Annotated in this window: 8 protein-coding genes and 1 pseudogene; 1 reads left to right on the forward strand and 8 read right to left on the reverse strand. The window is 66.6% G+C overall.

Annotation, left to right across the window (positions count from 1 at the left end):
• The 7 genes and pseudogenes from A8G08_RS21875 to A8G08_RS21905 form a co-directional block, all read right to left on the reverse strand.
• Positions 1-588: fatty acid desaturase family protein (locus tag A8G08_RS21875; RefSeq protein ID WP_483757020.1), on the reverse strand; the 588-nt coding region annotated here is incomplete at its 3' end.
• 107 nt (positions 589-695) lie between these two features.
• Entirely contained in the window at positions 696-2,237 is a 1,542-nt protein-coding gene (locus tag A8G08_RS21880; protein WP_068278823.1) for an amino acid permease, read from the reverse strand.
• A 246-nt stretch (positions 2,238-2,483) separates the two neighbouring features.
• Positions 2,484-2,741, reverse strand: a pseudogene (locus tag A8G08_RS21885) (cation efflux transmembrane domain-containing protein); the annotation flags it as partial.
• Positions 2,742-2,744: 3 nt separating this feature from the next.
• Positions 2,745-4,031, reverse strand: coding sequence for a mannose-6-phosphate isomerase, class I (gene manA, locus A8G08_RS21890; RefSeq protein WP_068278826.1), 1,287 nt, complete (start codon positions 4,029-4,031; stop codon positions 2,745-2,747).
• Positions 4,031-5,185: a tobH protein gene (locus A8G08_RS21895; RefSeq protein ID WP_068278828.1), complete on the reverse strand. Its 1,155-nt coding sequence runs from the start codon at positions 5,183-5,185 to the stop codon at positions 4,031-4,033. The genes manA and A8G08_RS21895 overlap by 1 nt, the downstream gene beginning before the upstream one ends.
• Positions 5,186-5,276: 91 nt before the next feature.
• On the reverse strand, positions 5,277-6,644 hold the full coding sequence (locus A8G08_RS21900) for a phosphomannomutase/phosphoglucomutase (RefSeq protein ID WP_068278832.1): 1,368 nt from the start codon (positions 6,642-6,644) through the stop codon (positions 5,277-5,279).
• Positions 6,645-6,732: 88 nt separating this feature from the next.
• Complete coding sequence (locus A8G08_RS21905; protein WP_068278829.1) at positions 6,733-7,128, reverse strand: DUF3499 domain-containing protein; 396 nt, start codon at positions 7,126-7,128, stop codon at positions 6,733-6,735.
• A 150-nt stretch (positions 7,129-7,278) separates the two neighbouring features.
• Here A8G08_RS21905 and A8G08_RS21910 point away from each other — a divergent pair, with 150 nt between their 5' ends.
• Positions 7,279-7,770 carry a metallopeptidase family protein gene (locus A8G08_RS21910; RefSeq protein WP_068278831.1) on the forward strand — a complete coding sequence of 164 codons (492 nt, stop codon included), beginning with the start codon at positions 7,279-7,281 and terminating at the stop codon, positions 7,768-7,770.
• A 73-nt stretch (positions 7,771-7,843) separates the two neighbouring features.
• Here A8G08_RS21910 and A8G08_RS21915 read toward each other — a convergent pair whose 3' ends face one another.
• On the reverse strand, positions 7,844-8,077 hold the full coding sequence (locus A8G08_RS21915) for a WhiB family transcriptional regulator (protein ID WP_169823356.1): 234 nt from the start codon (positions 8,075-8,077) through the stop codon (positions 7,844-7,846).
• Between the last annotated feature and the right edge of the window lie 152 nt (positions 8,078-8,229).

The raw sequence follows: 8,229 nt of genomic DNA on the forward strand, positions 1-8,229 counted from the left end.
TGTCGCGACGCGCACGTGGTGGCCACGGTTGTGCTCGATGTAGAAGTGTCCATAGCAGCTCTGCGCGAGCGTGATCCGGGACAGCTTGCGCTCGAGGTCGACCTTCTTGTGGCCGAGTTCATGAGCGGTATTGATGCCGATGCCCGCGATGCAGCCGACGCTGATCGCCAGGCCGATCTTGCTGACTGTGCCCAGGCCGCCTTCGATACCGAGCCAGCTCAGGTCGGATGCGGTGATCAGGTAGCAGGCCAGCACAAGCGTCACGTACTGCAGCGGCACGAATGCGTACGTCAGGTAGCGGTAGTACTTGTCGTTCTCCAGGTGGTCCATCACCTCGTCCGGCGGGTTGTTGCCGTCCGGGCCGAAGAACACATCGGCGATCGGGATGAGCACGTAGATCAGCAGCGGCCCGATCCACCACAGGACACTGGCCACCGCACCCAAGCCGGCCTTCTCCAGCGCCCACACGATCGGCAGCGCGATCAACAGTGCGGTGGGCGCGAACAACCCCCACAACCACATGTAGCGCTTCGTGTCGCGCCAACCGGGTACGACATTCGGCTGTTCGACCTGCGAGTGCGTGGACATCCCGTCTCCCATCGAAGGCCGGCTCAGGTGTGAGCCGGAACACCAACAATAGTGGACATTACCGAGCAGTTTGTAGGATGTCTAGACAAAATGAGCTATTTTGTAAATCAATCGCCTTCGCTTCCAGCGTGACCGGTGGGGTCCGTGGGCAGATGGGCATATGCCGCCTGTCGCTTTCCGAGCACCGAGTGCCGCCGGCTGTAGACGAAGTAGACGACGACGCCGATCGCCATCCAGAGCAGGAACCGTCCCCAGGTCAGGATCGACAGGTTCAGCATCAGCCAGAAGCATGCGAGCACCGCCAGGATCGGGACCAGCGGCACAAACGGCACCCGGAAGCCGCGCTCGAGATCGGGCCGGTTACGCCGGAGCACGATCACGCCGATCGACACCAGCACGAACGCGAACAGCGTGCCGATGTTGACCATCTCCTCGAGCGCGCCGATCCCCACGAACGCGGCGAGAACGGCGCACACCCCACCGACGAGCAGGGTGATCCGGGCGGGCGTGCCGTGCTTGCCGGTGTGCGAAAGGGCGTGCGGGATAAGGCCATCACGGGACATCGCGAACAGGACCCGGGTTTGGCCGAGCAGCAGCACCATCACCACTGTGGTGAGACCGGCCAACGCTCCGATCGAGATGACATCCTTTGCCCATTCGACATCGTGGATCGCGAACGCCGTCGCCAATGTCGCGTCGGGTCCGGACAGATCCGTGTAGGGCACCATGCCGGTCAACACGAGCGTCACGGCGACATAGAGCACCGTGACGATGGCGAGCGAGGCAAGGATGCCGCGCGGCACCGCGTGCTGGGGGTTCTTGGTCTCCTCCGCGGTGGTGGCGACGATGTCGAAACCGATGAACGCGAAGAAGACCAGGCTCGCGGCAGCGAGCATGCCGTACCAGCCGAAGGTGCTGTTGCCCGCACCCGTCATCCACGAGAACACGGTCTGGTGGATGCCTTCCTTGCCTTCGCCGGGCACCGATTCCGGCATGAATGGGCTGTAGTTCGCCGTGTCGATGTATTTGATGCCGACCACGATCACCAGCAGCACCACTGCGATCTTGATCGCGGTGATCACCGCCGACACCCGCGACGACAGCTTCGTGCCGGTGACGAGAATGGTGATGAGGACGGCAATGATCAGCACTGCGCCCCAGTCGAAGTCGCGGCCACCGATCTCGACCGTGCCCTCGATTCCGGTGAACACCTCGCCGAGATAGAGCGACCAACCCTTCGCGACAACCGATGCCGCGAGCGCGAATTCGAGGATCAGGTCCCAGCCGATGATCCACGCCGCGAACTCACCGAACGTCGCATAGGAGAAGGTGTAGGCGCTTCCGGCCACGGGGACCGTAGAAGCGAACTCCGCATAGCACAACGCCGCGAGCGCGCAGGCGATCGCGGCGATGACGAACGACACCGAAACCGACGGTCCGGCCACGTTGCCCGCGGTACGCGCGGTCAGCGTGAAGATGCCGGCGCCGATCACCACTGCGACGCCGAAGACCGTCAGATCCCATGCGGTCAGATCCCGGCGGAGCTTCGAATCCGGTTCGTCGGTGTCGGCAATCGATTGCTCGACCGACTTGCGCCGGAAGATCGAGTTCTGCCTTCGGGTGGTTTCCTCGCGTCCCTCGATGGACATTCGGCAGCCTCCTCGCCGTGGGCATACACCTGGTCGGGGTCACCAACAGCTCGGGTTCGAGCCGTCTGATCCGCCGCTCGGTCGAGCCGTCACATGCAGCTGAGCTGTGACGAGCGTATGCCCGGGACTGCCCGATGAGCGTGGTATTCGTGCCTACTCATGCCCAATCGGTACGCGTCGTAATCAAGATCAGGAAGGCAGCGCTTGTCCCTGCGTCCGGTAGAGGTCCGGCTCGAGGTAGATGAAACCCTCGCCGATGAGCAGGCTGTGCATTTCGACGATCAGCACGATCGCGATCAGGCCGAGGAGCACGCCGATGCACAGCGTGCCGATGCCGTCCCACACCGGATCGTCGGTGACCACGGTGAGCCCGACGCGCCGAGGGCGAGGAAAAGGCCGCAGCAACAGGCCCCGGTTCGAGGTGTCGGCGACCGAGTGCACCGATTCCGCGAGCATCGAAGACGAGCCGGTTATGAGAAAACCCACGAACTTCGCGACCGCGATCGGTTAGACCTCGGCCGGCTTCCCGGTCTCGTGCAGGCTGCCGACCGTCACGTGGAAAACCTGAGCGGCCGCTGTCTGCGCGCGCACCTCGATATCGGGGTCCGACGCCGAGATCCACGCCGCCGCACCGCGCTCTAGGCGCACGACGCTCGCGCCGGCGCGTGCCGGGTCCGTCGGCTCGCCCGCCCACTGCAGTTCCACCGTGCCCGAGGTGCAGACCACGATCCCCGGACCGCCGTCGGCAGCGATCGGCACCGACTCGTCGGCCACGCACTCCCGCCAGGTGAGCGCGAACTCGTCGACATTGGCCACGAACCGCCCGCCGCGGCCGTCCGCGGTGGGGGTGCTGCGGCACACCGTCATCGGGGTCGGCTCGAAGTCCAGCACTCGCAACAGTTCCGGGACGTCGACGTGCTTGGGGGTGAGCCCGCCACGCAGCACATTGTCCGAGTTCGCCATGACCTCCACGGCCATGCCGTGCAGGTAGGCATGAAGGTTGCCGGCGTCGAGGTGAATGGACTCTCCCGGCTGCAGCGAGATCCGGTTCAGCAGCAGCGATGCCAGCACGCCCGCGTCGTTCGGGTAGGCACCGGCGAGTTCGAGCGCGGTCCGGACCTCGCGCGCGAAGCGAACGCTGTCACCAGCGGAACCGGACAGATACCGCACACAACCGTCGAGGACGTCGTCGAGCAATATCGCCAAAGCCGGTGGGGGAAGGGTGATCCAGGTGGTGAACAGCGCGCGCAGACCCGACGCGTCGGGCTGCCCGTCGAGCAGATGAACGTAGGTGTCCAGCGAGCGGGCATCGATCGCGCGCATCAGGGCGACCGTCTCGTGCGGGTCGCGGAATCCGGCGAGTGCCTCGAACGGCCCGAGCGCGACGACGAGTTCCGGCTTCGCGCTCTCGTCCTTGTAGTTACGCACATGCGAGTCGAGCGGCACCCGGGCGCGGTTCTCCCGCTCGAAGCCGTCTCGGGCCTGCGCGGCACTCGGATGAGCCTGCAACGAAAGCGGTTCCTCGGCGGCGAGCAGCTTGAACAGGAATGGCAGACGCTTGCCGAAGCGGGGTGCGACGCGCGCACCGAGCTGGCCGTCGGGATCGTCGGTGATCAGGTCGAGCAACGAGATCTTGCCCTCCGCACCCTCGATCCACGCCGGGTCGGCCGGATGCGCGCCGAACCACAGTTCGGCTTCGGGATGTGCCGACGGCGAAGGGCGGCCACACAGCTCGGCCAGCGCGGTTCGCGACCCCCAAGCGTATGACCGCAGCGCACCATGGAGTAGGCGCACTAGACGGACTCCTCCTCGCTCTGCGTACCCGGCACCAGGGACCGTTCGCCGGTACCGGAGATCAGCCGCAGGTACGCGGCGGCCATCTCCAACCGGACCGCAAGAACGGCCAATTCCTCGATTACTCTGCCAGGTCCGGAACCGGTGCCGGCGGGCGCGTCCGGCATCGCCTCCGGGGCGTCGTCCGATTCCGCGGCGACGAGTTCGGCATCGTTGAGGATGGCGAATCGGCGCTCGACCGCCGAGCGGTTCTGTTCCGTACTGAGCACGAAAACGCGCAGCGGCGCCTGAGGTGCAGGGCCGTCGATCTGGTCGTCGTGGAAGAAGGGGTCGTAGCCGGCAGGCGCCGAATCACCGCCGAATTCGGCCGTTGCCACCGCATCGGCAAGATCCGCAGCAGCGGCGGGAGTTCCCGTCTCGCGCAGCAATACCTCGGCAGCATGCAGTGCGACCTCGCTCGTGGCGGGGGCATCCCCGGCCAGCACCACACGCCGGTTCTGCATGCGGGCCGCAAGAGACTTGGCGGGGTTGTGGAAGACCTCGTTGCTCGGATGGTCGCGGATCGCCTCGGCATCGAGCAGGTCGGCGAGCCGGTCGAGATCGGGTACTCGCGCGCCGCTCGCGGACCGGTCCACGACTGCGAGCACCGCAATGCACACCGCGAGGTAGCGCAGCATCGCGTGATGGTCGAGCACCCGAATCCGGGGCGGTACCGACGTGGCGCGACCCGCGGCCGCGGCCCGCAACGGACCCTCGTCGGGTGCCGCGACAACGACCTCGGCACCACGCCGCAATGCCTGGGCAACGGACTCGGCCAGGCGCGGATCACCGGCATCGTCACCCGCGACGACAACGACGTCGAGTGGTCCCACCCAACGCGGCGTCGTGGCGACATGCACGATCGGCAACCCGGCGCCGTCCCCGAGTGCGGCGACGAGCAGCGAGGCCGCCCGCGTCGCCCGTCCGGGGCCCGTCACCAGCAGCAAACTGCGCGGACGGAGGTCGTTGAGTCGGGCGAGAACGTCCTCGCGCACTGCCGCGGCAACCGCGCGGACCTGCGCGCCACCGAGCGCCGCGGCACGCAACCGACCTTCGGCGTCGGCTGCCTCGAGCGACGCGGCGTCGTCGAGATCGAGCACGGAAAATGCGGTCATCGGGTTCGGACCGTCCTTCCTTGGGCTCGGCCGGCTACACGCGATTCCGCCGGATCATTCGGAATGGGCGGGACTGACTCCACTATCCCAATTATGCGCGGACGATGGACAAGATCTCTGCCACCAGCGCATCCACCTGCTCAGTGGTACGTGCCTCGACATTGAGCCGCAGCAGCGGCTCGGTGTTGGACGCGCGCAGGTTGAACCAGGAGTCTTCGCCGAGGTCAACTGTCACGCCGTCGAGGCGGTCAACCGAGACGGTCCGCGCACGAAACGCCTCGAGCACCGCGCGAGTCCGCTCTGCCGCGTCGGCGACCGTCGAGTTGATCTCACCGGAGGCGGCGAAGCGCTCGAAGGACTCGGTCAGTTCCGAGAGTGGGCGGTCCGACTCGCCGAGCGCGGCGAGCACGTGCAGCGCCGCGAGCATGCCCGAGTCCGCACCCCAGAAGTCGCGGAAGTAGTAGTGCGCCGAATGTTCGCCGCCGAAGATCGCACCGCTGGTGGCCATCTCCTGCTTGATGAACGAATGCCCGACGCGCGTGCGCACCGGCGTGCCACCGAGTTCCTTGACGAGCTGCGGCACCGCGCGCGAGGTGATCAGGTTGTGGATGACCGTCGCCCCGGTCTCACGGCCGAGTTCACGCTCCGCGACCAGCGCGGTGATCGCGGACGGCGACACGGGCTCGCCCCGCTCGTCGACGACGAAGCAGCGGTCCGCGTCACCGTCGAAGGCAATGCCGATATCGGCGCCGGTCTGGCGCACGAACTTCTGCAGATCCACCAGGTTGGCCGGATCCAGCGGGTTCGCTTCGTGATTGGGGAACGTGCCGTCGAGCTCGAAGTAGAGCGGCTCGAGCGTGATCGGCAGCGAACCGAGTACCGCTGGCACTGTGTGCCCACCCATGCCGTTTCCGGCGTCGACGGCAACGCGCAGCGGACGCATCTCGCTCAGGTCTACAAGGCTGTGCAGAAACTCTGCGTAGTCGGCCAGCACATCGGTCTGGGTGATCTGACCGGTCGGGCCGTCGAAATCCGGCACGCCGGCGACGATCTCGGCCGAGATCGTCGCGAGTCCGGTGTCCTGCCCGACCGGCTTGGCACCCGCGCGGCACAGCTTGATCCCGTTGTAGCGCGCCGGGTTGTGGCTCGCGGTGAACATTGCGCCCGGGCAGTCGAGCCGGCCCGAGGCGAAGTAGAGCTGATCGGTGGAGGCCAGGCCGATCTCGACGACGTCGAGGCCCTGCGACGTGACTCCTTCACCGAATGCGCGGGACAATTCCGGTGAGGACGCGCGCATGTCGCGGCCGACGACGACGACGCGGCTGGCGCCATCGCGCACCAGGCGCGCAAATGCCGCACCGACATCACGGACGAAATCCGCGTCGATTTGATCCCCCACTACACCGCGCACGTCGTAGGCCTTGATAACCGCGCCTACGAGCTCAGCAGAACGAGCCACTGTCATGGCTCACAGACTAATGCCCCGGCGGATGCCCTCAGGCACACATGTAACTCGCCGGTAGCTGACCCGGCAGCGAGCGCGGCGATCAATCCGTTGGATCGGGAAGCACGCGCAGGTGCCCACGGCGGCCGGTGCGCGGAGCAGGCGGCGGTGGTGCCTGCGGCGGCGTGTACTCGGTGTAGCCGCGGTAGGACGGGTCCCCGGGACTCGGCCGGCCGGCCTCGCGCACCGCTTCCGCGAGCGCGGTCAGGTCGTCCTCGTCGGGCGTTTGCGAAGCGAACGCACCCTCGTGACGCACCAACTCCCAGCCCTTGGGCGCGGTTATCCGCGACCCGTGCATTTCGCACAGATCCCACGAGTGCGGCTCATCAACGGTCGCAAGCGGACCGACGACCGCGGTGGAATCGGAATAGACGTAGGTCAGCGTGGCAACGGCGGGATTCTTGCACCCTGGCCTGCAGCAGCGACGCAACGCTCTCACGTAGTGGAGCGTAGCTGTAGCGGAACCTCGAACCTATTCGGACACACCGTAGTCGGGCGATGATCTGGTCTCGAAAAATGTGCCCTCCGCGGTGCCGCGCCGCGCCCGCCCTCGTGTCGATGCCCTGGGTCGGCGCTCTACGCTTCTCCCATGGCTCGCGCACGCAACCGTCGACCGGTCACGGCCCGTTCGGTGACCCGCCATGGGCGCGGACTGCGGGGTCCGGTGCTACCCCGGTCGGTTCCCGCGTGGCGAACCCGCGGCGAAAAATTCGACCTGCTTGTGCTCGAGGCATTCGCCCCGGTCGACGCCGCCTGGCACGAGCGGTTGACCAAGCTCGATATCGCTGTCGACGAGGTACCGAAGATCCGCCCGCTCGATCCGGAATCGGTTACCTGGCCGGACGAGGTGATCGCGGACGGGCCGGTACCGCTGTCGCGGCTCGTTCCCGCCGGCGTGGACCGGCGCGGCAAAGCAACGCGCGCCCGGGTCGTGCTGTTCCGGCGGCCGCTCGAGATGCGGGCGAAAGATCCCGACGATCTCGTTGATCTCCTGCACGAAGTACTCGTGCAGCAGGTCGCGACCTATCTCGGCGTGGACCCGGACGTCATCGACCCGGCTCCGCCGGAGGATCTGGCCTGAATTAGACCGCCAGGGTCCGGCCTAAACCGCGCAGCGCGCAGAATCGGCCGAACCACCCATGCAGCGGGCTAGCTCAGATGATGCCGCGCTTCAGGCGCCGGCGTTCACGCTCGGACAGGCCGCCCCAGATCCCGAACCGCTCGTCGTGCGCAAGGGCGTAATCGAGGCACTCATCGCGCACCTCACAGCCCTGACAGATGCGCTTCGCCTCGCGGGTCGAGCCGCCCTTCTCTGGGAAGAACGCCTCCGGGTCGGTCTGCGCGCACAGCGCGCGCTCTTGCCACTGTTCTTCGATATTGTCGAACATTTCTTCGAAACCGTTGACCACCAGGCTGAGTCGGGGACGCTCCCCCGCCGCCTCGTCATCACAGACGCTAGCTGCGCCCGCTACGGAATCGGTGTGCGGTTCGACGTCCGTCACGCGCGAATGAGAGAACTCATCGAGCCAGCCGGCCATGT

Source organism: Aldersonia kunmingensis (assembly GCF_001646865.1).
GTDB classification, from domain to species: Bacteria; Actinomycetota; Actinomycetes; order Mycobacteriales; family Mycobacteriaceae; genus Aldersonia; species Aldersonia kunmingensis.

What these genes read in the sequence shown, in the direction of transcription:
- A8G08_RS21895 (WP_068278828.1), bottom strand. Translation starts at nt 5,185, where the DNA reads ATGACCGCATTTTCCGTGCTCGATCTCGACGACGCCGCGTCGCTCGAG.
- A8G08_RS21915 (WP_169823356.1), bottom strand. Translation starts at nt 8,077, where the DNA reads ATGTTCGACAATATCGAAGAACAGTGGCAAGAGCGCGCGCTGTGCGCG.
- A8G08_RS21880 (WP_068278823.1), bottom strand. Translation starts at nt 2,237, where the DNA reads ATGTCCATCGAGGGACGCGAGGAAACCACCCGAAGGCAGAACTCGATC.
- A8G08_RS21910 (WP_068278831.1), top strand. Translation starts at nt 7,279, where the DNA reads ATGGCTCGCGCACGCAACCGTCGACCGGTCACGGCCCGTTCGGTGACC.